Origin of the sequence: Mesorhizobium sp. B264B1B (assembly GCF_020165765.1) — a bacterium.
Classification (GTDB): Bacteria; Pseudomonadota; Alphaproteobacteria; order Rhizobiales; family Rhizobiaceae; genus Mesorhizobium.
Map to the genome: position 1 here is coordinate 580648 of NZ_JAIUIS010000001.1, position 25364 is coordinate 606011.

At 63.5% G+C, this 25364-nt stretch carries 21 protein-coding genes and 1 riboswitch; of the genes, 12 read left to right on the forward strand and 9 right to left on the reverse strand.

Annotation, left to right across the window (positions count from 1 at the left end; translation table 11 throughout):
- Positions 1-15 precede the first annotated feature (15 nt).
- The 9 genes from LB547_RS02850 to LB547_RS02890 all read left to right on the forward strand — a co-directional run bounded on the left by LB547_RS02850 (position 16) and on the right by LB547_RS02890 (position 9197).
- Positions 16-1461: a type II and III secretion system protein family protein gene (locus tag LB547_RS02850; protein WP_140761879.1), complete on the forward strand. Its 1446-nt coding sequence runs from the start codon at positions 16-18 to the stop codon at positions 1459-1461.
- Between the two features lie 4 nt (positions 1462-1465).
- Complete coding sequence (locus LB547_RS02855; protein WP_140495845.1) at positions 1466-1735, forward strand: hypothetical protein; 270 nt, start codon at positions 1466-1468, stop codon at positions 1733-1735.
- A gap of 24 nt (positions 1736-1759) precedes the next feature.
- Positions 1760-2974, forward strand: coding sequence for an AAA family ATPase (locus LB547_RS02860; protein ID WP_140561477.1), 1215 nt, complete (start codon positions 1760-1762; stop codon positions 2972-2974).
- Positions 2971-4392, forward strand: coding sequence for a CpaF family protein (locus LB547_RS02865; RefSeq protein ID WP_140495847.1), 1422 nt, complete (start codon positions 2971-2973; stop codon positions 4390-4392). The genes LB547_RS02860 and LB547_RS02865 overlap by 4 nt, the downstream gene beginning before the upstream one ends.
- A gap of 4 nt (positions 4393-4396) precedes the next feature.
- Positions 4397-5362 (forward strand): type II secretion system F family protein, encoded by a 966-nt coding sequence (locus tag LB547_RS02870; protein WP_140517027.1) that lies wholly within the window; start codon positions 4397-4399, stop codon positions 5360-5362.
- 1 nt (position 5363) lies between these two features.
- Complete coding sequence (locus tag LB547_RS02875; protein ID WP_140564047.1) at positions 5364-6326, forward strand: type II secretion system F family protein; 963 nt, start codon at positions 5364-5366, stop codon at positions 6324-6326.
- 60 nt (positions 6327-6386) lie between these two features.
- Complete coding sequence (locus tag LB547_RS02880) at positions 6387-7214, forward strand: hypothetical protein (RefSeq protein WP_181177997.1); 828 nt, start codon at positions 6387-6389, stop codon at positions 7212-7214.
- A gap of 162 nt (positions 7215-7376) precedes the next feature.
- Positions 7377-7847 (forward strand): hypothetical protein, encoded by a 471-nt coding sequence (locus tag LB547_RS02885; protein ID WP_140495850.1) that lies wholly within the window; start codon positions 7377-7379, stop codon positions 7845-7847.
- A gap of 174 nt (positions 7848-8021) precedes the next feature.
- Complete coding sequence (locus LB547_RS02890; RefSeq protein WP_140761876.1) at positions 8022-9197, forward strand: GGDEF domain-containing protein; 1176 nt, start codon at positions 8022-8024, stop codon at positions 9195-9197.
- 9 nt (positions 9198-9206) lie between these two features.
- On the opposite strand, the gene gcvP is transcribed toward LB547_RS02890, so the two are convergent.
- From gcvP to LB547_RS02935, 9 genes are all read right to left on the reverse strand, one after another.
- A complete protein-coding gene (gene gcvP / locus LB547_RS02895) occupies positions 9207-12017 on the reverse strand; it encodes an aminomethyl-transferring glycine dehydrogenase (protein WP_140761874.1) in 2811 nt (936 codons plus the stop codon).
- A gap of 17 nt (positions 12018-12034) precedes the next feature.
- A complete protein-coding gene (gene gcvH / locus LB547_RS02900) occupies positions 12035-12403 on the reverse strand; it encodes a glycine cleavage system protein GcvH (protein ID WP_140495853.1) in 369 nt (122 codons plus the stop codon).
- 7 nt (positions 12404-12410) lie between these two features.
- Positions 12411-13508, reverse strand: a complete 1098-nt coding sequence (gene gcvT, locus LB547_RS02905) for a glycine cleavage system aminomethyltransferase GcvT (protein WP_140761871.1) — start codon at positions 13506-13508, stop codon at positions 12411-12413.
- Between the two features lie 148 nt (positions 13509-13656).
- A riboswitch (glycine riboswitch) is annotated at positions 13657-13743 on the reverse strand.
- A 103-nt stretch (positions 13744-13846) separates the two neighbouring features.
- Complete coding sequence (locus LB547_RS02910; protein WP_140685944.1) at positions 13847-14638, reverse strand: molybdopterin-binding protein; 792 nt, start codon at positions 14636-14638, stop codon at positions 13847-13849.
- Position 14639: 1 nt separating this feature from the next.
- Positions 14640-15524 (reverse strand): cytochrome b/b6 domain-containing protein, encoded by an 885-nt coding sequence (locus LB547_RS02915; RefSeq protein WP_140738823.1) that lies wholly within the window; start codon positions 15522-15524, stop codon positions 14640-14642.
- A gap of 116 nt (positions 15525-15640) precedes the next feature.
- Positions 15641-16318 (reverse strand): DUF1345 domain-containing protein, encoded by a 678-nt coding sequence (locus LB547_RS02920; RefSeq protein WP_140761868.1) that lies wholly within the window; start codon positions 16316-16318, stop codon positions 15641-15643.
- 25 nt (positions 16319-16343) lie between these two features.
- Entirely contained in the window at positions 16344-16811 is a 468-nt protein-coding gene (locus tag LB547_RS02925) for a YaiI/YqxD family protein (RefSeq protein ID WP_140495857.1), read from the reverse strand.
- Positions 16812-16875: 64 nt separating this feature from the next.
- Positions 16876-17445 carry an S-(hydroxymethyl)glutathione synthase gene (gene gfa, locus LB547_RS02930; protein ID WP_140495858.1) on the reverse strand — a complete coding sequence of 190 codons (570 nt, stop codon included), beginning with the start codon at positions 17443-17445 and terminating at the stop codon, positions 16876-16878.
- A gap of 64 nt (positions 17446-17509) precedes the next feature.
- Positions 17510-18637, reverse strand: a complete 1128-nt coding sequence (locus LB547_RS02935; RefSeq protein ID WP_140497529.1) for an S-(hydroxymethyl)glutathione dehydrogenase/class III alcohol dehydrogenase — start codon at positions 18635-18637, stop codon at positions 17510-17512.
- 202 nt (positions 18638-18839) lie between these two features.
- Between LB547_RS02935 and LB547_RS02940 the strand changes: the two genes are divergently transcribed.
- The 3 genes from LB547_RS02940 (at position 18840) to LB547_RS02950 (ending at position 25364) form a co-directional block, all read left to right on the forward strand.
- Positions 18840-20852 (forward strand): acetyl/propionyl/methylcrotonyl-CoA carboxylase subunit alpha, encoded by a 2013-nt coding sequence (locus LB547_RS02940; protein WP_140761865.1) that lies wholly within the window; start codon positions 18840-18842, stop codon positions 20850-20852.
- Positions 20853-20965: 113 nt separating this feature from the next.
- Positions 20966-24493 (forward strand): DNA polymerase III subunit alpha, encoded by a 3528-nt coding sequence (gene dnaE, locus LB547_RS02945; protein ID WP_140555365.1) that lies wholly within the window; start codon positions 20966-20968, stop codon positions 24491-24493.
- Between the two features lie 67 nt (positions 24494-24560).
- Positions 24561-25364: a potassium channel family protein gene (locus tag LB547_RS02950; protein ID WP_140501525.1), complete on the forward strand. Its 804-nt coding sequence runs from the start codon at positions 24561-24563 to the stop codon at positions 25362-25364.

The window sequence follows — 25364 nt, forward strand, 5'->3', positions numbered from 1 at the left end:
GACGGGACGGGAACAATGTTCAGGCAACTTCAATATCGAACGACAGGCCGGTTGCACGTCGCGCAGGCGATGGCGATGGCGATGGCGGTGACGATGGCGGCGGCCGGCATCTTCGCCGGCCCGGCCAGGGCGGACAACGACATCGTCTATGTCTCGGCGACCAAGAACGCCTCGATCAAGGTCGCCAAGGGCAAGCCAAAGACGATCATGACGAGCGCGGCCTTCTACCAGATCGTCATCGGCGATCCGGAGATCGCCAACGTCAACCCGTTGACCGACAAATCCTTCTATGTGCTGGGCAACAATCTCGGCACCACTGGCATTGCGCTGTTCGACGAGAACAAGCAGCTCGTCGGCACCGTAGACATCGAAGTGACGCTCGATACCGACCAGTTGGCCGACACCATCCGCGCCAGCGTGCCGGACGCCAAGATCAAGGTCGGCTCCGCCAATGGGCGTGTCGTGCTGTCGGGCGAGGCGGATGACGCGGTCGCCGCCGAAAAGGCCAACAAGATCGCCACCCGCTTCTCCGGCAATGAGGAGGTGATCAATTCGGTCAACATCTCGTCCTCGCAGCAGGTCCAGCTCAATGTCCGCTTCGTCGAGATCAACCGTCAGGCCGGACAGGACCTCGGCGCCAAATACAGCGCCAATTTCGCTTATGGCATGGGCGGACGCGACGTGACGATTGCTCCCGGCACCATTGAGCCGGCGGGGACCGGCGAGATCATCGGCAAGCTGTTGTCGAATGGCGTTTCCATCGACATCGCCATCAAGGCACTGGAAGAGCGCGGCCTGGCTCGTCGGCTGGCCGAGCCGAACCTGATCGCCCGGTCCGGCGAGACCGCGAGCTTCCTGGCCGGCGGCGAGTTTCCGATCCCGGTTTCCGAAGACAACGGCAAGATTTCCGTCAGCTACAAGAAGTACGGCGTCAGCCTGGATTTCACGCCCACGGTTCTGAAGGACGGGCTGGTCAGCCTCGACATCGCGCCGGAAGTCTCCTCGATCGACGCGTCGGCTTCCTACAATATCGGCAGCATCTCGGTGCCCGGCTTCATCGTGCGCCGCGCCAGGACGTCGGTCGACCTGAAGAACGGCCAGAGCTTCATGATCGCGGGGCTGCTGCAGTCGCAGAACGACATCACCACCTCGCGCATACCGGGCCTCGGCAAGATGCCTGTGCTCGGGGCCCTGTTCTCGTCGAAATCCTACCAGCGGCGTGAGACGGACCTGGTGATCATCGTCACGCCTTACCTGGTCAAGCCGGTGGATCCGTCGAAGAAAATGGCCGAGCCGACCGATGGCACGCAGCCTGCCAGCAATGTCGACTATTTCCTCAACAACACCGAGGAGGTGAGGGCGTCGGACACCAATCGCGCGCTGGCGCTGGCTGACGGCAGCGCCGCGCGTGCCGCTCCCGCCACCAAAGTCGGGCATTTCCTCGACCTGCCGAAGGACTGAAGCCATGCGTCTGGTCTTGAGCTCGAGCGTCGCCTTGCTGCTTGCCGGCTTCACCGCCGGATGCACGAGTGACGACTATGTGCGCAGCGAAGGCGTGACGAGCGGCGCCGGGGAGGCCCAGGCCGCCAACACCGTCATGCAGATGGTCGATCCCTGGAAATACGGCGTCCAGAACACCAGGCTTCTCGTGCCTGCCCAGCGCGGCAGCACGGAACCCGCCACCGCCGAGCAGGCGGCCAGCGCCAAGGCATCGCAAGCCAGCGCCGACAATTGATCCGAGATCACAGGCTGACAAGTAATGGCAAACGGCATCAAGACCAGGAAAATCCTGCTCATATCGACGGACAGAACCTTCGCGCAGGACACGCGGACGGCGTTTGCCGCCTCGGAGATCATCCAGCTCTCGACGGTGGAAAAGAACATCACCGAACTTCGCGGCGAGGTCCAGGAGGCCGATCTCGGCGCGATCATCGTCGATATGGACGCAGCGAAGCTTGAGGAGATCGATGCGCTGCAACGCGTCATGCGTCGGCTGGAAGGCAAGGCGCCGGTCGTGGTCGTCACCCAGGAATTCAACGCCGCCGCCGCGCGCATCCTCGTGCAGCTCAAGGTCGCGGATTTCCTGGTCAAGCCGATCACCACGGCCGATCTCGTACGTTCGGTGGTGCGTGCGCTGCAAGGGCCGGGGCGTGAGGAAAACACCGAGTCGCAGATCTATACCTTCATGCCCGCGGCAGGCGGCGTCGGCACCACGACGCTGGCTTTGCAGACCGCGTTCCAGCTGCATCATTCAGTGACGCGCGGCGCCTCGACCTGCGTGGTGGACCTCAATTTCCAGCAGGGCGCCTGCGCCGAATATCTCGACCTGGAGCCGCGTTTCGACATCACCGAAATCGAGAACCAGCCGGAGCGTCTCGACAGGCAATTGCTCGACGTGATGCTGTCCAAGCATGCCAGCGGGCTTTGTGTTCTGGCCGCACCGACGCAGCCGGCGGAGATGCGCTCGTTCAAGACCGACGTCGTGGTGCGGATGCTGGACCTCGTCTCGGCCTATTTCGACAATGTCGTCATCGACATGCCGCGCACCTGGTTTCCGTGGACGGAGACGGTGCTGCTCGGCTCCAACAAGCTCTACATCGTCGCCGAAATGACGGTACCGTGCCTGCGCCACACGCAACGCCTGATCCAGGCGGTCTACGAGACCGCCGGCAAGGAAGTGAAGCCGAACGTCATCGTCAACCGTTTCGAGCAGAAGATGTTTGACAGCGGCATCAAGCAGGCGGACGTCCAGGAAATCCTCGGCGAGCATTTCGTCGGCGGCATCGCCAACAATTACCGGCTGGTGCGCGAGGCCGTCGATCGCGGCGTGCCGCTGCACGAGATCGATGCCAATGCCAACGTCGTCAACGACCTGAAGAGGATCATCCTTCCGGAGGAAGTGGCGGCGGCGCCGGGCAAATCGAAATCGCTGTTCGGCTTCGGCAAGAGCCTTTTGAAGAGGAAGGCCGGATGAGCAGCCGCTTTTCCACCTTGCAGAACCGCGATGCGCGTCCGCAGCGCTCCGCCGAGCCGACGGCGGTTGCGCACCACGCGGTCGTCATCCCGACGAGCCGGAAGGTCTTGCCGGCGAAAATCGAAGCCGTGCCGGGCAAGAGCGCCAACAAGGTGCTCGATGCGCGCGTGCGTATCCACCGGTTGCTGCTCGAGGAGATCAATCTTGTCGCGCTGGAGCGGCTGCCCAGGGACGAGATGCGCCGGCAGGTGCATGATTTCGTGTCGGAAAAGACGCGCGAAGAGCGGATGGCGATCAACACCGTCGAACTCGATGCCCTGGTCGACGACATCGTCGACGAGATGGTCGGGCTCGGCCCGCTCGAGCCGCTGCTCAAGGACCCCGACATCAATGATATCCTGATCAACGGCCATCAGAACTGCTTCGTCGAAAAGAAGGGCAAGCTGCAGCAGGTCCACATTCCGTTCAAGGATGAGGCGCATCTGCTTAGAATCATAAACAAAATCGTTGCCGCGGTCGGCCGCCGCGTCGACGAATCGCAGCCGATGGTCGACGCCCGCATGCTGGATGGCTCGCGTTTCAACGCCGCCATCCGTCCGGTGGCGGTCGACGGGCCGCTGGTGTCGATCCGCAAATTTTCCAAGAACAAGCTCGGCCTGCACCGGCTGGTCGAATTCGGCGCCATCACCCAGAACATGGCCGAAGTGCTTGCTGCGGCAGTACATGCCCGCAAGACGACGATCATTTCGGGCGGCACCGGTACCGGCAAGACGACCATGCTCAACGCGCTGTCGGCCTTCATTCCCGAGGACGAGCGGCTGATCACCATCGAGGACGCGGCGGAGCTTCAGTTGCAGCAGCCGCATGTCGCGCGCATGGAAACCCGGCCGGCCAACATCGAAGGCCATGGCGAGCTCAAGCAGCGCGACCTCGTCAAGAACGCGCTGCGCATGCGGCCTGATCGCGTCATCCTCGGCGAGTGCCGCGGCGAGGAGGCCTTCGACATGCTGCAGGCCATGAACACCGGCCATGAAGGGTCGATGGCCACCATTCACGCCAATACGCCGCGCGATGCCATTTCGCGGCTCGAGCAGATGCTGGGCATGACCGGCATGCCGATGACGGTGCAGTCGATCCGCAGCCAGATCGCCAGCGCCATCGACATCATCGTCCAGTTGACCCGGCTCTCCGACGGCAAGCGCAAGGTGACGAGCGTCGCCGAGGTGACGGGCATGGAAGGCGACGTCATCCAGATGCAGGAGATCTTCCGCTTCGTGCGCACCGGCATGGACGCCGATGGCACGATCCTCGGCCATTTCGAAGCGACCGGGATCCGGCCGCGCTTCCTGGAGGACCTGCGCGCCATGGGCATCGAGTTTCCCGGGCGCTATTTCGAACCCGGCCGGCCGCAGGAGTAACCAGGTGTTGGACGGATTCAGCGCGATCTATGTCGTCTATGCCGGGGCTGCATTGACCGGCATCATGATCGCCGAGGCCGTTTACCTGCTCTACGCCGGCCGCAGCGACAGGCGCACCGCCATCAACCGGCGCATGAAGCTGCAGGAAAACAGGATCAGTCAGGAACAGGTGCTGATCCAATTGCGTAAGGAGCGTGGTCTCGATGCGGGCACGTCGCTGTTCTCGCCTGACCGTTTTCGCGCCCTGCGCGCCCAGTCGGGCATGATCATGCCGCTGTCGAAGTTCCTGATAATCACTTCGGGGATGGCGCTGGCTGCGGCCCTTGCCGCCATCTGGTATGGCTTGCCGCTGCTGATGGGCGCCATTCTGTTTGTCGTCGTGTTGCCGGTGCTGCCGGTGATGGCGATGCGCTCCATGCGCAAGCGCAGGCTGAAGCGGTTCGGCATGCAGTTGCCGGAAGCGCTGGAACTGATTACGCGCGGCCTCAAGGCCGGCCATCCGGTACCGGTGGCCATCGCCATGGTGTCGCGCGAAATGCCCGACCCGATCGGCACCGAGTTCGGCGTGATTGCCGATGAGGTGACCTTTGGTTCGGATCTGGTTTCGGCGCTGAATTCGCTGTTCGACAGGGTCGGCCATGAGGATCTGCCGCTGTTCGTCACCGCCGTGTCGATCCAGACGAGTTCTGGCGGCAATCTGCGCGAAATCCTCGACGGACTGTCGACGACGATCCGCGAACGCGGCAAGCTGCGCCGCAAGGTGCGCGCCATTTCAACCGAAGGCCGTCTGTCGGCCTATATCCTGACGGCCGTGCCGGCGCTGCTGTTCACGACCATCATGGCATTCATGCCTGGATATTACAGCGACGTCTGGGGCGTGCCGAAGACGTGGTACATGGTTGGTGGCTCGGTCACCTGGCTGATGCTGGGCAATCTGATCATGTTCAAAATGTCGAACTTCAAATTCTGACATGCAGAAGGTCGTTGAATTCCTCGCCTCGCTCGCGCCGACCTCGCTGATGCCGGTGGCTGTCCTGCTGCTGGCCGTGGGCGCTGCCGCTTTTGCCTGGCCGATGGTGGTGGCAAAGGGCGATCGCAACGAAGTCAGGCGGAGGCTCAAGGTCGACGACGGTCCGGTGGCCGCCAGGCCGGAACCGGTCCAGAAGAAGAATACCGGCGTCGTTCGCGAGAAGGCGGTGAAGAAGGCGCAGGAATTCTACGCCAAGAGCGATCCCGAAAACGTCGCCCGCCTGCGTTTGAAACTCATCCAGGCGGGCTACATGGAGCCGCGCGCCGTCGGCATGTTCTTCCTCATCCGTTTCACGGCGATGGTGGGCATCGCGCTCGCCGTCTTCGTGCTCAACCGCTGGATGGCCAGCCCCGACGCCACGATGACCAGCCGCTGGGCCTTCGTCGTGCTGTCGGGCGTGGCCGGCTATTTCCTGCCAGGGCTGGTGCTGACCCAGAAGATACGGGAAAAGATGCGCGAATACCGCAACGGCTTCCCCGATTTCATGGACCTGATGATCGTCTGTTCGGATGCCGGCATGAGCATGGAAGCGGGCGTCGAGCGCGTCTCGAAGGAACTCGCAAAGACCTACCCGTCGCTCAGCCAGAACCTGCAGCTCGTGTCGCTGGAGCTGCGGGCCGGGCGCAGCCTCGACGATGCACTGAAGGCGCTCGCCGATCGCCTGAGCCTGGACGAGGTGCGCTCCTTCGCCACGCTGCTGCAACAGTCCAAGGAGCTTGGCACCAGCCTGTCGGGGGCGCTGCGCGTCTTTTCCGACGAAATGCGCCACAAGCGCATGTCGCTGGCCGAGGAAAAAGCGCATGCCTTGCCGGCCAAGATGTCGGTGCCGGTCGTGGTTTGCATCCTGCCGGTGGTGCTGATGATCGCGGTCATTCCGATCATCGTCAAAATGACCGGCCACTAGGATTTGCTGATACTCAGTGAAGCCGGCGATCTGCAAAGTCCGCAAATGAATGAGAAGTCCATGCGAATGCTGTTGCGCGCTCTTGTCCTCGGCCTTGCCGCGGCCAGTCTGTCGCCCGTCTGGGCTGCAGCCGATTGCGGCGATGCCGCTGCCCTGGTGCAGCAGGCCTATCCCAACGCCCGCAAAAGCGCTGACGGTGCCTCGTTCACGCTCGAACCCTACACCAGCATCGCCCTGACGTCTGCATTTGGCGACCCGCCGGGGCTGGTCTGCAAGATATGGCCCGCCCATGACGACCTGCTGTTGGTCGCGGTGCCGCTGATGGACAGCTCGCAACCCAGCGACTACGCGCATGCCGGCGATATCGAGCTTCTGGTCATCGACAGGAAGAGCCGGCAGGTGCGCCAGCGCCTGCTGCAGCCCGGGCTGATGAATGATGATGCCATCGCCATCCGCAAGGTCGAACTCGATACCGGCCGGTATGCGCTGGCGCCCGATGTCTCCGCCTTCGGCCTGCGCATCGAAATGGCGAACAATTCGCTGCCTAACCCTTTCAGTGAAATCGACCTGCGGCTCTATGCCATCGACAACGATGCCCTGCGGATGGTTCTCGATGGCCTGGTCGTGGCCGGCAATGGCGGCGAGGGCGATACCAATTGCGCCGGATCCTTCCATACCAGTCAGGTGAGCCTGGCGATGAGCCCGGCCAAACATCATGGCTACCACGACATGGTGGTGGTCGAACGGATGGACACCGACAATCCGTTGCCCGACAACAATGGCGAGTGCCAGTCCCATCCCGGCAAGTCCGTGAGCCAAACCTACCGACTGCGCTATGACGGCAGCCGGTATACGGTTCCGGCGGGGCTCAAGGCCCTGGAACCGTGAGAACGCCGCTGGCCATGGCTGAGGCGTTGCGGCCTGGTGGTTAATAGCTGGTGTACCCAAGGCCTAATTTTGGCGGCGTTTCGGCACCTAAGTTTAATTGCTCTGGAATAGTGTGTTTCCTGAAGAACGACCCGGCAAAAAACCGGGCGATGGGGCAGGGGCATGCGTCACAGCAATTTAACGGCAATGGCCGCGATGGCGGCCGTCTTGATGATGTCTGGTTGTACGACGAGTGGCGTCGACACCACCAAAACCACCGCCATTCAACCGGCCGCGAAGGACGTCGGCACATCCGATCTGGCGGAAGGCAAGGCGCAGTTTCGCGACGCGAATTACGGCCTTGCCGAACAGCGTTTCCGCAAGGCCGTCGAGTTGAAGGCCGACAATGCGGAAGCCTGGATGGGGCTCGCCGCTTCCTATGACGAACTCGGCCGTTTCGACTTCGCCGATCGTGCCTACGACCAGTTGCTCAAGATCGCCGGGCGCAAGCCGCAGATCGTCAACAATATGGGCTATTCGCAATTGCTGCGCGGCAACAGGAAAAAGGCAAGGGCGCTGCTGCTCGAAGCCAAGGCCGGCATGGCCGACCCCACGGTCGTCGATGCCAATCTTGCCCTCCTGAACAAGGGCTGACGGCTGTCTGGTGGCCATGATGTCGCGAGGACGATTTTGGGACACTCGGCGTCGACGCTTTGTAAACCCTATCCGAAGGTCTCAGCCGAAAGATCAGTTGAAAATCATGTCTGATGGCTGTCGCTGACCTAGAATGCAGCGGTAAGGCCGACGCTCAGGGAACCCCCGCCCAATATGCTGGATTTCAGTTCGCTCCTGCTCGCAGCCGCGCTGTCGGGCATCTGCCTCAGCATCACCATGTTCGCGATCTGGTTCGCCGCGCCCCGGGCCAGCTTCGTGCTGACGGTGGGGTGCGGCATTCTCGTGCTCGTTGTGCATGTCATCCTGTTCTGGCGATACACGAAGGAGCCTGATCCGCTGCTTTGCCAGGTCGCGCTTGCATTGCTCAGCCTCGGTTTCCTGGTCATCTGCCTCTCGGCCATGCAGTATCTCGGCGTGCCGGATTACCGGCGTGCCATTTTGCCGACATTGGCCGCCATGACGATCTGCGCGGCGGTGACTTCCCTCGGTCTCGACGGGGTAGGCTTCATCGTTACCTATGTAACGGTGACTGTGCTGCTCTCGGCGATCGGAACCATGTTCTGGCTCAACGGCAGTCATGATCGCAAAATCCTGCTGGTGGTTTCGTTCCTAGGCGGCACCTGTGCGGTGTCGTTTGCACTTTGCGCGGTCGTCCTGGTGGCCAAGGGGCAATGGACGCTCGGGGCAGCCCCCGATAACTGGGCCGAACGCCTGAACTCGGTCGTGGCCGTGGCCTGCATGACCGGTCTCGGCGCATTGACGCTTTCCCTGCATCACCTGCAGGCGCAGATCGAGCTGAAGGCCGAGACGATGACCGATCCGTTGACCGGGCTGATGAACCGCCGGGGATTGATGTCGCTCCATGGCGAACGGGCCTTCGGTCCGTTCACGGCGGTCGTCATGTTCGACCTCGATCATTTCAAGAAGACGAACGACATCTATGGTCACCCGGTGGGGGATCAGGTTCTGTGCCGGTTCGCCGCAGTCATCAGAAAATACGCCAGAACGGGCGTCGACGCCTTTCGCCTCGGCGGCGAGGAGTTCGCGATCGTCATGTCCCGGGTGACCGAAGAGAGGGCTTACGAGCTCGCAAGCAAGATCGGCGTCGCCTTCGGCACCGAGATCGTTGCGACCTCCCACGGTCCCTTGCGCAGCACTGTCAGCGGAGGCATCGGCTTTGGCGGCGCCAACGGCAACAGCCTCGGCGAGGTGCTGGCCGAGGCGGACGCAGCGCTCTATGCCGCCAAGCGCGCGGGCCGCAATTGCGTCGTCAGCCACAAAAGGATGGGCAAGGCCGAGCCGATCAAGCCGGCCTTGCGCTCAGCATAGTTTGCGAGACTATTCGGCCGCGCCCAAATAGTCCGACAGCGGCGGGCATGAACAGACCAGGTTGCGGTCGCCGGCGACATTGTCGATGCGCGATACCGGCGGCCAGTATTTCGCCGCCATGTCGGCGTCTCCGGCGGGGTAGGCCGCTTCCAGGCGCGAATAGGGATGGCTCCACTGGCCGGCCAGCGCCTCCGCGGCGGTGTGCGGCGCATTGACCAGCGGATTGTCAGCCAGGGGCCACTCGCCCCTCGCAACCTTGGCCGCTTCGCCCGCGATGGCGATCATCGCCTCGCAGAAGCGGTCGAGCTCGCCCTTGGGCTCGGATTCGGTCGGCTCCACCATCAGCGTGCCGGCGACCGGGAACGACATGGTCGGCGCATGGAAACCGTAGTCGATCAACCGTTTGGCGATGTCCTCGACACTGATGCCGGCGCTCTCCTTGAGCACGCGGGTGTCGAGGATGCACTCATGGGCAACGCGGTCGCTCCTGCCCTTGTAAAGGAGCGGGAAGTGTGGGGCGAGCCGTGTCGCGACGTAGTTGGCCGAAACGATCGCCGTCTCGGTCGCCTGCTTCAGGCCGGAAGCGCCCATCATGCGGATGTACATCCAGGTGATGGGCAGGATAGAGGCACTCCCGAAAGGTGCGGCGGCCACGGCATGCGCGGAGCCTTCGGTGACATGGCCCGGCAGATAGGGCTTCAGATGCGCCCTGACGCCGATCGGGCCGACACCCGGGCCGCCGCCGCCATGGGGGATGCAGAAGGTCTTGTGCAGGTTCATGTGGCAGACGTCGGCGCCGATGTCGCCCGGGCGGGCGAGGCCGACCAGAGCGTTGAGGTTGGCGCCGTCGAAATAGACCTGGCCGCCATGCTCATGGATGAGGGCGCAGAGATGTCGCGCGCCCTCTTCATAGACGCCATGCGTCGAGGGATAGGTGAACATCAGCGCCGCGAGATTCCTGGAATGCTCGTTGGCCTTGGCCCTCATGTCGTCCATGTCGATATTGCCGTCCTCCAGGCAGCGAACGACGACCACGCTCATGCCGGCCATCGCCGCGCTCGCCGGATTGGTGCCGTGCGCGGAGGACGGGATCAGACAGACCGTGCGATGGCCCTCGCCGCGCGAGCGGTGATAGGCGCGGATGGCCAGCAATCCGGCATATTCGCCCTGGCTGCCGGCGTTGGGCTGCAGGCTTACCGCATCGAAGCCGGTAATCTCCGAAAGCCAGCCTTCCAGATCGTCGATCATGGCGCGGTAGCCTGCCGAGTGCGCGGCCGGCGCGAAGGGATGCATGTTGGCGATTTCAGGCCAACTCACAGGCATCATCTCGGCCGCGGCATTGAGCTTCATGGTGCAGGACCCCAGCGGGATCATCGCGCGGTCGAGGGCCAGGTCCTTGTCGGCCAGCCGGCGCAGGAAGCGCATCATCTCGGTTTCCGACTTGTTCTCGTGGAAGACGGGCTGGGTGAGAAACTCCTTGCCGCGCGGCTTGCCGGGCGTGGTGGCGGCGGCCTCCGCGCTCGGCTTGGCCCGAAACAAGGCGGCAATGGCTTCCAGGTCGGTTTCGTCAGAGGTCTCGTCGAAGGCGATGCCGACACGGTCGGCATCGATGACGCGCAGAAGCCGGCCGCCCTTTTCGGCGGCGGCGGCAATCTGCGCGGCCTTTCCCTTCGTCTCCACCGTCACCGTGTCGAAGCGGCTCGTGCCGATCACCGGCAAGCCTGCCGCCTTGAGCCCGGCTGCCAGGCGGCTGGCCAGCGCGTGGATGCGCCCGGCGATTGCCTGAAGGCCGGCGGGGCCGTGCCAGATGGCGTAGGCTGTCGCCATGTTGGCAAGCAGCGCCTGGGCGGTGCAGATGTTGGACGTTGCCTTGTCGCGGCGGATGTGCTGCTCGCGCGTCTGTAGGGCAAGCCTGTAGCCTGGACGGCCCTTACTGTCGGTCGACTGGCCGACCAGGCGGCCGGGCATCAATCGGGTCAATTTGTCGGCAACCGCGCAGTAGGCGGCGTGCGGGCCTCCAAAGCCCATCGGCACGCCAAAGCGCTGCATTGGACCGACGGCAATGTCGGCGCCAAGCCTTGCCGGCGTGTCGGTCAGTGTCAGGCCGAGCGGGTCGGCGATGAAGACGACCAGAGCGCCGGCCGCGCGCGCCTTGTCGATGGCCGCCTTGTGATCACCATAGACGCCGAAAGTGTCCGGCCAGGAGACGAGCAGGGCGGCTGTGTTGTCGTCGATTGTCTCGCCGTCGATCTCGATGCCGAGCGGCTCGGCGCGGGTGCGCGCCACATCCAGCGTCTGCGGGTGCGGCGTGCCGGCGAGAGCCACCTTGGTGCGCTTGTCGCGGTGATGGCGCAATGCGATGCCGATCGCTTCGGCGACCGCTGTCGCTTCGTCGAGCAACGAAGCCGATGCCACAGGCAGGCCGGTCAGTTCCGCAACCAAAGTCTGGAAATTGAACAGCATTTCCAGGCGGCCCTGGCTGATCTCCGCCTGGTAGGGCGTATAGGCCGTGTACCAGGCCGGGTTCTCGAACAGGTTGCGCTGGATGACCGGCGGCACGTGCACGCCGTGATATCCGGCGCCGATGAAGCTCTTCAGCACCGTGTTCCGGGCCATGGTCGCCGACAATTCGGCCAGCGCTTCGGCTTCGCTGGCCGGCGCGGGCAGGGACAGCGGCTGGTCGAGGCGGATCGATCTCGGCACAGCCTGGCTGATCAGCGTCTCGACCGAGGGCACGCCGATGACGGCCAGCATGGCTCTCACATCGGCAATGCCGGGTCCGATATGGCGGGCCGAGAAGGGGTAGGGTGCTGCGGTCATGTCAATGCGTCCTGATTTCAGCCGATATGGGCTTTGTAGGCGGCCTCATCCATGAGGCTGGCGAGCTGGCTTTCGTCGGCAAGCTTCATTTTCCACAGCCATCCGGCGCCGGTCGCCGCCGAATTGACCAGCGACGGATCGGACGACAGCGTTGCGTTGGCCTCGGTGATCTCGCCGTCGACCGGCGCGTAGACGTCGGAGGCCGCCTTGACGGATTCGACCACGACGGCGGTGTCGCCCTTGGCGAGCTTCTTGCCTGTTTCGGGCAGTTCGACGAAGACGAGGTCGCCCAGCTGCTCCTGCGCGTAGTCGGTGATGCCGACGGTGGCGATGCCACCCTCGACGCTGAGCCACTCGTGATCGGCGGTGAAATAGGTCTTTGCCATATGAAAATTATCCTTTGCGGTAGCGATGCGGGAGGAAAGGCAGGGAAGAAACGTCGACGGGAATCTTCGTTCCGCGCACGTCGGCGAAAATCCGAGTTCCGGGTTTCGCCAAGGGCGTCGGGACATAACCCATGGCGACGGGATGGCCGGCAGACGGGCCGAAACCGCCCGAGGTTACGTGGCCGGCGGGATTGCCGTCGGCGTCAAAGAGCGTGGCGCCGGCGCGCACTGGCTGGCGGGCATCCGGCCTCAGGCCGACGCGCTTCTGAGCGGAGCCGCGCTCGACGGCGGCGCGCAGCGCGTCGGCGCCGATAAACGTGCCGTTGGCGCGGATATCCTTCGGGATGGCCCACATCAGCGCCGCGCTTGCCGGATCGGTTTGCGCGGTGATGTCCTGGCCGTGCAGGCAGAGGCCGGCTTCCAGCCGCAGGCTGTCACGGGCGGCAAGGCCGATCCACAGCACGCGCTCGTCTTCGAGCAGCTTCGCCACGAGACCGCGCGCGTCTGCCTCAGGCAGGCCGATCTCAAACCCGTCCTCGCCGGTGTAGCCGGACCGGCTCATGAACCAGTTCTTTCGCGGTTCGATGCCATGCATGAACAGCAGCGACCCGGTCTCGATACCGGCGCGGGAAAGCGCCGCCCAGGCCTCGGGACCCTGGATGGCGAGGAAGACCCGGTCGAGCGGTTCGACCTTGACATCGAAGCCGGTCGCAAGCTCGCGCAAATGCTTCTCGTCGGCGATCGCGTTGCCGGCATTGGCGACGACCATGAAGTTGGTATCGCCCAGCCGGGTGACGATCAGATCGTCCAGGATGCCGGCGGCCTCGTTCAGGAAAAACGTCAGCTTCGACTGGGAGATTTCGAGCGCGCCCGCATCGAGCGGACAGGCACGGTCGAGCAGGGGAACCGCGCCCGGCCCGCTGACCTTGAACAGTTTCATGTGCGAGATGTCGAACAGGCCCGCATGTTCGCGGGTGTGAAGATGCTCCTTCATGACGCCGGCCGGGTAGGTCAGCGGCATCGACCAGCCGGCAAAGGCGCCAAAGCGCGCACCGGCAGCTGCGTGGACGTCTTCGAGAGGAAGGTGTTTGGTGTCGCCCGTCATGTGTTCTCCAGAGTCGCACGCAATCGGTCGCGAATGGCGACCAGTCCGTGCCCCTCTGTCTGAAGCCTGAGAGACTCGCGCCCCGTAACTCTGTCGGCAGCGCTTACACCTTCGGCGCGGGGGCAGGCCCCGACTTTCCAGAGTGTCTTTCCCGTCTACGGTTCTTTTGCCTGAGAGATTTCGGGCGATTTCCCCTTCGGCGACAGCTCTCGCTGCTCTCTCCCGCAAACAGGTAGGGCTCGCAAAAGCCCTCGACTCGTCATCCATAGCCCGTCAACGACGGATTGTCACCTGCATGCGACGTGCAAAATAAAATGGCGGCATCGTGCCGATTGCGATCAGATCCCGCCATACCAGTCGTAGCCATTGTCTTCCCAATAACCGCCACGTCCCGCTCCTACGGCGGCGAAGCCGTCGACCAGCTCGATCTTGTAGAGATATTTCGGCATCTTGTAGCCGAGCTGGCGCTCGACCCGGACACGCAGCGGCGCGCCGTTCTCGACCGGCAGCGGCTTGCCGTTGACGCCGTAGGCCAGGATCGTTTGCGGGTGGCGGGCGTCGATGAGGTCGATGCTGCCGTAATATTTGATGTCGCCCGAAAGGCTGCGGTCGATCGTGTCCAGGCAATGGAACATGACGTAGCGCGCCTCGGGTTTGACCACCGCCTGGTCGAGCACCAGCGACAGCGGCGTGCCGGTCCATTTGGCGATACAGCTCCAGCCTTCGACACAATCATGGCGGGTGATCTGCGTTCGGCTCGGCATGTTCATGAGCTGCTCGCGGGTCAGCGACAGCGGCTTTTCGACCAGACCCGAAACCTCCAGTCGCCAGTCGGCGAAGTTGTTGGCGAGCAGGGCCTTGTAGGTATCGTCGTCGGGTGACGTCACGCCGTTGGGGCGCATCGGCTGACGGATGTCGGCTTCAGTGAACTCCGGCGCCAGCGAATCGCGGCCCGCGAGCAGACGTTGCGCGTGGTGTGTGAGATCGTTGGCGTTTTCGAGGAAGCTGCGCAGGCCGTCGCCCACGCCGAGCTGGCTGTCGAAGGCATCGCAGCCTGAAAGCGTGATACCGGAAAGGCCAAGGCTGGCCGCGGTCAGGAATTTCCTGCGGTTGATCTCGAATTTTGCCATGTCAGGCGCTCCTTTCGGAGGATTTTGCGTCATGATGCGCCGGCGGGTCGGTCCGATACCATCCGGTGACGATCGAGCGCAGTTCGTTGATCGGGCCGGCGGCGACGATCATCAGAATATGGATGATGAAGAAGCCCACGAGCAGCACCATGACGGTGAAATGGATGGTGCGCGCCGTCTGCCGGCCGCCGAGCAGGTCGTTGAGGAACGGCAGCACCGAATTCATGCTTGGCGACATTGCGAGCCCGGTGAGGATCATCAGCGGCAACAGCACGAACAGCACGCCGCCATAGGCCATTTTCTGCAGCGTGTTGTATTCGCGCGTGTGGTGGAACTTCAGCCTGGCGTGATTGACGATATCTTGCGGCAGGCGCCTGAGATCGTCCAGGCGAGGGGCGAGGTCACGTCTGATGTGGCCGTTGACCAGGCTGGCGACCAGCCACACAAGCAGCGTCGTCGTCAGTACCCAGGCGAAGAAGAAATGCACGACGCGTGCCGTGCCGAGGTCGTAGTATGACGGGATCGTCGCCCAGGACGGGAAAGCGCGGGGCGTCTCTTGTCCTGCCGGCCCAGACCAGCCGAGCACGCCGGTCGTGTCGAAGCGGTGTCCGAGGATTTCGGTATAGCCGCGCGGCCCGGCATTCGTATTCTCGGCGCCGATAGCGAAGACGGTGTTGTTGTAGTCGAAGCCGGACTGCTTGCCGAGATAGAGCTGCGGACGGGCGTTGAAGATCTGGAGGCCGGAAAGCAGCATGAAGAACAGCGAGATGGCCCACAGCCAGTGCGTCAGCCGCGTCCAGGCCGATTGCCGGTAGATCAATGTCGTGGCCTTCGTAGCGTCACTGTCTGCGCTGGCGGCGGGTTGGTTCATGGCAACCGATTCCATCTGGTCTCGCTTCCTGGCCGTTCCATCCGGCGCGGCCGCTGTCTGCATCATTCTCCTCCTGATACGTCGCCAGCCAAGCCGATGTTTCATCGATCACGAAAATATCAGGTCGAAGCTCAAGGGCCGCCCAGGCTGACGGCGAGATTGACGGCGGCGGCGACGATGACCGTGTTGAAGAAGAACGACAGGATCGAATGAACAAGCACGACGCGGCGCATATGGGTTGTCGAGATGTTGGTGTCGGCGGTCTGCGCCGTCATGCCGATGACCGTCGAGAAGTACAGAAAATCCCAGCCTTCCGGCCGTTTGTCGCCGGGGAACAGCAGCCCGCCGACCGGGATTTTCTTCTTGGTTCCGGCATCGACCAGGTCGCCGTCCATCCAGTACACATGCGCATAGTGCAACGCCGCCATGGCATGGATTGTGAACCAGCCGAGGGGTATCGACAGCAGCGCGAAGGTGAGTTCGATGGGATGGCCCTTGTCCTTCTGGTTGATCAGCAGGAACAATGAGACAAGGGCAACGCCAACGACGACCAGCGTTACGGCGAAGATGACCAGCACGGGCTGATCGGCGGCCCGCGCATTCTTGCTGAGATAAGTGCCGGTGAATTTGGGCATCTGGGCGACCACCAGCGTGACATAGGCGGCAAAAAAGGCGTTGGCGCCGATCGAATAAGCGAGCGGCGCATGAAGCAGCAGCGCCATCAGAAGCGCAAAGACGCCGACACAAGCCGACACCGCGAACAGCATGTGCCGGTGCATGGGCGTGCTGGAGGGGATTTCGGCGGCCATGATGGTTCCGAATGGCGCTGGGCTTCTACTGCGGTGTGGCGGATTTTAGAGCGCGCCGCAAGATGCGGTCGAGTTCGCCGAGAAACCGTGAGCGGTCTTGCGGTGCGAAGCTCGCATTGTAGCCCTTGCTTTCGCCGGTCTCGCGCAGATGCTGCTTCAAGTCGCGCATTGCCACCGCCATGCCGATCGTTTCCGGCGTGAAGGGACGTCCGGTCGGCCCCAATACATGGGCCCCGAGCGCCACCGTGCGTGCGGCCAGTGGAATGTCCGCGGTCACCACGATGTCGTTGGGTTTTGCGTTTTCCACGATCCAGTCGTCGGCGGCGTCGGCACCCTTGGACACGACGACATTGCGGATCATGGGGTCGCGGGAGGGGCGCAGGCCGCCATTGGAAACATAGGTGACGACGACGCCGTGGCGCTCGGCAACTTTTTCGACTTCGGCTTTGACCGGGCAAGCGTCTGCGTCGACGAGGATGGCGGGTGCGGGCATTGTCTCTCCAAATGAGCATGGGGCCGGCAACCCGTCCGGCCCCATGCCTCAAATCTCATGGTCGTCAGGCCGGAAGCGCTCCCGACCTCTTGGCGGTCCAGGTGGCGATATAGTCCATCAGGCCGGGGTTGAGGCAGTCATAAGGTTCGAGGCCGATCGATTTCAGTTGGCCGCGAATGCTGTCCATGCGGCTCGGGTCGACTCCGGATTCGATGATCGAAGAAACAAAGGCGGTAAAGCCCGGCGGCGACCAGCCATCCTCCTCGAAGCGCTCGGGATGGATGAAGGACAAGCCCTTGAACGGATGGTCGCGCTCGACGGGTCCATGCATGTGGACGCCGCAGCCGGTGCAGGCATGGCGCTGGATCAACGCGCTCGGGTCCACCACCTTCAGCTTGTCGCCGTTCTCGGTGACGGTGACGTCGCCGGTGCCGGCTACGGCCACCACCGAGAACACCGCCCCTTCGGGCTTCCAGCATTTGGTGCAGCCGCAGGCGTGGTTGTGGGCGATCTGGCCCTTGACCTTCACCTTGACCGGATTGCTGGTACAGGCGCAGACCAGCGTGCCGCCGATAAAGCTCGCACTCTCCCTGGGCAGACCATTGTCGATTTTCGGATGCAGTTTTTCCGCCATGCTTTTCTCCTCCCATTTTTGACCACAGAGGTCGCGGGCCCGTGCCCGCGGCGTGTGGCCGCCCTCAATAAACCACGACACTCCTGATCGACTTGCCCTCATGCATGAGGTCGAACCCCTTGTTGATGTCCTCGAGCTTGAGCGTGTGGGTGATCATCGGGTCGATCTCGATCTTGCCGTCCATGTACCAGTCGACGATCCTGGGCACGTCGGTGCGGCCGCGCGCGCCGCCGAAGGCGGTGCCCATCCAGGTCCGCCCGGTGACCAGCTGGAAGGGCCGCGTCGAGATCTCCTGGCCGGCGCCCGCCACACCGATGACCACCGACTTGCCCCAGCCGCGATGCGAAGCCTCCAGCGCCTGGCGCATCACCTTGGTGTTGCCGGTGCAGTCGAACGTATAGTCGGCGCCGCCGATCTGGTCGGCGCCGCGCTTGGTCATGTTGACGAGATGGGGAACGATGTCGCCGTCGATCTCCTTCGGATTGACGAAATGCGTCATGCCGAAGCGCTCGCCCCAGGCTCGTCTGTCGTTGTTGAGATCGACGCCGATGATCATGTCGGCGCCGGCAAGTTTCAGGCCCTGGATGACGTTGAGCCCGATGCCGCCGAGGCCGAAGACCACCGCGGTCGCGCCTTGCTCGACCTTGGCGGTGTTGATCACCGCGCCCACGCCGGTGGTCACCCCGCAGCCGATGTAGCAGATCTTGTCGAAGGGCGCGTCGGGATTGACTTTGGCCACGGCGATCTCCGGCAGCACCGTAAAGTTGGAGAAGGTCGAGCAGCCCATATAGTGAAACAGTTTTTCGCCCCCGATCGAGAAGCGCGAGGTGCCGTCCGGCATCAGGCCTTGCCCCTGCGTGGCGCGGATGGCGGTGCACAGATTGGTCTTGCGCGACAAACACGACGGGCACTGCCGGCATTCGGGCGTATAGAGCGGGATCACATGGTCGCCCTTTTTGACCGAGGTGACGCCCTTGCCGACATCGACTACCACGCCGGCGCCCTCATGGCCGAGAATGGCGGGAAACAGGCCCTCGGGATCGGCACCCGACAGCGTGAACTCGTCGGTGTGGCAGATGCCGGTCGCCTTGATCTCGACCAGCACCTCGCCCTCGCGCGGGCCGTCGAGGTCGACCTCCATGATCTCAAGCGGCTTTCCGGCAGCAACGGCAACAGCGGCGCGGGTTTTCATCTGGCAATCCTCCAACGCAATTTTGCGCTCAGGCTTTCAGGTTTTGGCCTGCTCATCAACCGCCAGATGAGACGAAATATCGGCTTTCTTGACGCAGGTAGCATACCCTTGACCGCAGGCGTTCGCGCCACGCACACGGTACTTGAGACATGGCGACATAATCCATAGAACTGGACCGTCCGCCGGAGGGGAATTTGCCCGCATGTTCACCAAAATCCTGATCGCCAACCGTGGCGAGATCGCCTGCCGCGTCATCAAGACCGCGCGCAAGATGGGCATCGCCACGGTCGCCGTCTATTCCGACGCCGATCGCGATGCCGTGCATGTCGAGATGGCCGACGAGGCGGTGCATATCGGACCGTCGCCAGCCGCGCAGAGCTATCTCGTGCCCGAGAAAATCATCGCGGCGTGCAAGGCGACCGGCGCTCAGGCTGTGCATCCCGGCTATGGCTTCCTGTCCGAGCGCGCATCCTTCTGCGAGGCGCTGGAGAAGGAGGGCATCGTCTTCATCGGGCCGAAGCCGAAAGCCATCAAGGCGATGGGCGACAAAATCGAATCGAAGAAATTCGCCAACGCCGCCAATGTTTCGACGGTTCCCGGCTGGCTCGGCGTCATCGAGAACGCCGACCACGCGGAGAAGATCGCCGGCGAGATCGGCTATCCCGTGATGATCAAGGCCTCGGCCGGTGGCGGCGGCAAGGGCATGCGCATCGCCTGGAACCAGGCCGAGGTGCGCGACGGCTTCGACCGGGCGCGCTCGGAGGCCAAGAGCTCGTTCGGCGACGACCGCGTGTTCATCGAGAAGTTCATCGTCGATCCACGCCACATCGAGATCCAGGTGCTGGCCGACGCGCATGGCAACGCACTCTATCTCGGCGAGCGCGAATGCTCGATCCAGCGCCGCAACCAGAAGGTGGCCGAGGAGGCGCCATCGCCTTTCCTCGATGCCAGGACGCGCAAGGCCATGGGCGAGCAGTCGGTGGCGCTGGCCAGGGCCGTCGACTACCAGAGCGCCGGCACGGTGGAATTCATCGTCGACGCTGAGAAAAACTTCTACTTCCTTGAAATGAATACACGATTGCAGGTCGAGCATCCGGTGACCGAGCTTGTCACCGGTATCGATCTGGTCGAGCAGATGATCCGTGTGGCCGCCGGCGAGAAGCTCGCCTTGAAGCAAAGCGACGTGAAACTGAATGGCTGGGCGGTGGAGAGCCGGCTCTATGCCGAGGATCCGTATCGCAACTTCCTGCCGTCGATCGGCCGCCTGACGCGCTATCGACCGCCGCAGGAAGGGCAAGTCGGCGACGTCGTCATCCGCAACGACACCGGCGTCACCGAGGGATCGGAGATTTCGATGTTCTACGACCCGATGATTGCCAAGCTGTGCACCTGGGCGCCGACCCGGCTGGAGGCAATCGACGCGATGTCCGAAGCGTTGGACAGTTTTGTCGTCGACGGCATCGAGCACAACATCCCTTTTCTGGCGGCGCTCATGCAGCATCCGCGCTGGCGGGAAGGGCGGATTTCGACCGGATTCATCGCAGAGGAATATCCCGACGGCTTTGCGCCGATCCTGCCCGACCATGACGACAAGGCCGTGTTGGCGGCGGTCGCCACCGTGGTCGAATTGCTGCGCCGCGACCGGCTCGACCGGCTGGGCGGGCGCTTGGCGCCGCATTCGGGGGCACTCAAGCGTCACTGGGTGGTGAAGATTGGCAAGGACTATCTGTCCGCGTCCATCCTGGAGGGCATGATCTCCATTCCGATGGAAGTCGACTTGTCCATCGAGGGCGGCAAGCCGCTGACGGTTTCGTCGGCCTGGCGGCCGGGCGAACTGGTCTGGCGCGGCAGCGTCGGCGGGCACGAAATGGTGGCGCAACTGCGCCCGGCGCCAAACGGCCTTCGCATCGCCTGGAAAGGGCTTTCGGTGACGGCGCGCGCCATGCTGCCGCGCATTGCCGTGCTGGAAAGGCTGATGCCGGAAAAGCTGGAGCCCGACACGTCCAACCTGCTGCTATGTCCCATGCCCGGCCTCGTCGTCTCGATCGCCGTCGCCGAAGGCCAGGAGGTCAAGGCCGGCGAGACTCTGGCCGTCGTCGAGGCGATGAAGATGGAGAACGTGCTGCGCGCCGAGCGCGATCTCGTGGTGGCGAAACTCAACGTCAAGCCGGGCGACAGCCTGGCCGTCGACGCGGTGATCATGGAATTCGCCTGAAGCGAGGGCGGGCGGAAGCCTGTGGCCGATGTTCGTTTGTGCTGGACTGGCATCGCCCGGTGCCGGACAATACATCTTGATCGACTCAAGTCCTTCGGGAAACGCGAAAAACCATGGCGGATGACAGACTTCCACGCGACCCCTTGCTGCGCGAAGCGGCAGTGAAGGCGGCGGCGCCAGAAGCGCCGGCGCGTCCTTTCGTGCATCTTCGCGTGCACTCGGCCTATTCGCTGCTGGAAGGCGCGCTCCAGCTCGGCAAGATCGTCGGCCATGCGGTCAAGGACGAGTGTCCGGCAATCGCGGTCACCGACACCAACAATCTGTTCGGCGCGCTCGAATTCGCGCAGAAGGCGGTGAAGGACGGCATCCAGCCGATCATCGGCTGCCAGATCGCGCTCGCCTTTTCCGGCGAGAACGTCGACGGCCAGCGCGACCGCCGGCGGCAGGGGCCCGAGATGCGGCCAGTCGTGCTTATCGCGGCGACCGAGGCCGGCTATTCCAATCTGGTCAGGCTGGTAAGCCGCGTCTATCTGGAGACGCCGCCCGGCGAGGCGGTGCATCTGACCAGCGAGATGCTGGAGGGCCAGGCCGACGGGCTGATCTGCCTCAGCGGCGGTCCCCGCGGCCCTATCGGCGCGGCTCTGAAGGAGGATCGACGCGATCTCGCGGAGACCCGGCTGTCGACCCTGAAAGCCCTGTTCGGCGATCGGCTCTATGTCGAACTGGAACGAGTTTCCGGTTACGACCGGCTGATAGAACATTCCACGATCGATCTCGCCTATGCCCACGAATTACCGCTCGTCGCCACCAACGAGGCGTTCTTCTCCTCGCGCGACGATTATGACGCGCATGATGCGCTGATCGCCATAGCGGAGGGCTCGGTCGTCGCCGTGGACAATCGCCGCCGGCTTTCACCGGATAACTTCCTGCGTAGCCAGGCTGAGATGGCAGCGTTGTTCGCCGATCTGCCGGAAGCGATCGACAACACGGTCGAGATCGCGTTGCGCTGCTCCTACTATCCGAAAACCCGCAGCCCGATCCTGCCGCGCTTTACCGGCGGCGACGCGTCGGACAAGGACGCAGCCGAGAAGGCCGAGGCCGCCGAACTTGCCCGCCAGGCGCGTGAAGGGCTGGAGGCCCGGCTTGCCGCGCACGGACCGACGCCGGGCTATACGGTCGAGCAATACCGCGAGAGGCTCGAGTTCGAGCTCGGCATCATCGAGAAGATGAAATTCCCAGGCTACTTCCTGATCGTTGCCGACTTCATCAAATGGGCCAAGTCGCAAGGCATTCCAGTCGGGCCGGGGCGCGGCTCGGGTGCGGGCTCGCTGGTCGCCTATTCCACCACCATCACCGACATCGATCCGCTGCGTTTCTCGCTGCTGTTCGAGCGCTTCCTCAATCCGGACCGCGTGTCGATGCCCGATTTCGACATCGACTTCTGCCAGGACCGCCGCGAAGAGGTGATCCGCTATGTCCAGCAGAAATATGGACGCGACCAGGTCGGCCAGATCATCACCTTTGGAACGCTGCAAGCCCGCGCCGTGCTGCGCGACGTCGGTCGCGTGCTGCAAATGCCTTACGGCCAGGTCGACAAGCTGTCCAAGATGGTGCCGCAGAACCCGGCCAATCCGGTAAAACTGGCGGACGCCATCGCCAACGAGCCGCGTTTTGCCGAGGAGGCCGAAAAGGAGCCGATCGTCCAGACGCTGCTCGACATGGCACAGAAGCTGGAAGGGCTTTATCGCCATGCGTCGACGCACGCCGCCGGCATCGTCATCGGCGACCGGCCGCTGTCGGAGCTGGTGCCGATGTACCGCGATCCTCGTTCGGACATGCCGGTCACCCAGTTCAACATGAAATATGTCGAGCAGGCCGGGCTGGTGAAGTTCGACTTTCTCGGCCTGAAGACGCTGACGGTGCTGGAGACGGCGGTGAAGCTGATACGCCGCCGCGGCATCGACATCGATCTTGCGACGATACCGCTCGACGACCCCGAGACCTACGCCATGCTGTCGCGCGGCGAAGTGGTCGGCGTGTTCCAGGTGGAAAGTGCCGGCATGCGCAAGGCGCTGATCGGCATGCGGCCCGACTGCATCGAGGACATCATCGCGCTGGTGGCGCTGTACCGGCCGGGGCCGATGGAGAACATCCCGACCTACAACGCCAGGAAGCACGGCGAGGAGGAGATGGCGTCGATCCATCCCAAGATCGACCATCTGGTGAAGGAGACGCAAGGCGTCATCGTCTACCAGGAACAGGTGATGCAGATCGCGCAGGAATTGTCCGGCTATTCGCTGGGCGAAGCCGATCTTTTGCGCCGCGCCATGGGCAAGAAGATCCGCGCCGAGATGGACAAGCAGCGTGAGCGCTTCGTCTCGGGCGCGGTCGAGCGCGGCGTGGCCAAGCCGCAGGCCGACTTCATCTTCGACCTGCTAGCCAAGTTCGCCGACTACGGTTTCAACAAATCGCACGCGGCCGCATACGCCGTCGTCTCGTACCAGACCGCCTATCTCAAGGCGCATTATCCGGTCGAGTTCCTGGCGGCGTCGATGACGCTCGACATGGGAAACACCGACAAGCTCGCGGATTTCCGCCAGGATGCGCTGCGCCTCGGCATCGAGGTGGTGGCACCGTCGGTGATATCAAGCTTTCGTCCCTTCGAGGTCGGCGAGAACCGCATCTACTATTCGATGGCCGCGCTCAAGGGAGTCGGCGACGCGGCGGTGGAGCATATCGTCGCCATGCGCGGCGAGAAGCCGTTCAAGAGCCTGGCCGATTTCTGCGAGAGGGTCGATCCGAAAATCGTCGGCAAGCGCGTCTTCGAAAGCCTGATCATGGCCGGAGCGCTGGACTGTTTCGGCCATGACCGCGCCGCGATGATGGCTGGCGTCGAGCGGATGATGGGGCTGGCGTCACTGGCGCAGCAGAACGCCGTCTCAGGCCAGGCCGACATTTTCGGCGCATCCCTGGGGGCGCAGTCGCAGGCGCTCAACCTGCCGGTGACGGAACCGTGGCTCGCCGCCGACCGCCTGCACCGCGAATTCCAGGTGGTCGGTTTCTATCTCTCCGCCCATCCGCTGGACGAGTACAAGGCGGCGCTGCAGAAGATGCGGGTGCAGAACTGGGCGGAGTTTTCGGCCGCGGTCAAGCGCGGTGCCACCGCAGGGCGCCTCGCCGGCACCGTGACCACCAAGCAGGAGCGCAAGACGCGGACCGGCAACAAGATGGGCGTGGTGCAGTTCTCGGACACGTCCGGCCAGTATGAGGCGGTGCTGTTTTCCGAAGGATTGGCGCAGTATCGCGACATGCTGGAGCCGGGCCGCTCCGTGGTCATCACCGTGGCGGCGGAGGACAGGCCGGAGGGCGTCAACCTGCGCATCCAGACAGTGCAGTCGCTTGAGGACGAGGCCAGCCGCATCCAGAAGGCACTGCGCATCTTCGTCAGAAACGATGCGCCTGCCTCGATCATTCAATCGCAGCTTACCCAGCGTGGTGAAAGTCAGGTGAGCATCATCGTTATCAAGGAAGAAGCGCAGGGCGAGGTGGAGATTGCCCTGCAGGGGGGCTACCGCGTCTCGCCGCAAATCGCCTCGGCGATGCGCGCCGTGCCAGGCGTGGTCGAAGTGGAGCTGGTGTGATCGCCCCTTCCGGGGACTGGTGGCAATCCGCCGGGCGGCATCCGCCGCTCAAGTCACCGCAATTGCCATGAAGACGAAAGACAGCGACGGATTGCAGGACCGTTCCACAATGGCGTGGCTGCGCGACACGCTGCGCAAGCTCTACCACGGCCGCACGCCGGCGGCTTTTCGGTTTCAGCTGGTTGCGGTCATCATCGACCTGGCCATCATTGCCTTCTTCATCGCCACGCCCGTCATCCAGCAGTCGGCCTCATTCCTGTGGCTCGACTATGCGGTGGCGGCTCTGGTCGCCGCCGACCTGGTTGCCAGGCTGCTTGCCTCGAACGACATGCTGCGGCTGATGAAGCAGCCGACCTCCTGGGTGGACATTTTCATCCTTTTGACGCTGCTGATGCCGACGGCGCTGGCCAATCTCGGCTTTCTGCGCATTCTGCGGCTGTGGTCGCTGTCGCGCAGCGGTTCGCTCTGGCGGCATTTCGAGATGCAGGGCCTGCGGCCCTGGCGCGAAGCGAGCCACGCGGTGATCAATCTCTTGACGTTCCTCTTCGTGATCACCGGTTTCGTCTACACTTTCTTCTTCCGCAGCGGAGCGGGGCTGGAAAGCTACATCGACGCGCTTTACTTCACCGTCGCGACGGTGACCACGACCGGGTTCGGCGACATCGTGCTGCCGGGAATGGCGGGGAAACTGACGGCGATCGTGACCATGATCATCGGCATATCGCTGTTCGTCAGGCTGGCGCAGGCGATCTTCCGACCGGCCAAGGTGTTCTTTCCCTGTCCGCAATGCGGCCTGCAACGGCACGAGCCGGACGCCGTTCACTGCAAGGCCTGCGGCCACCTCCTCAACATACCCGACAGCGGTGATTGA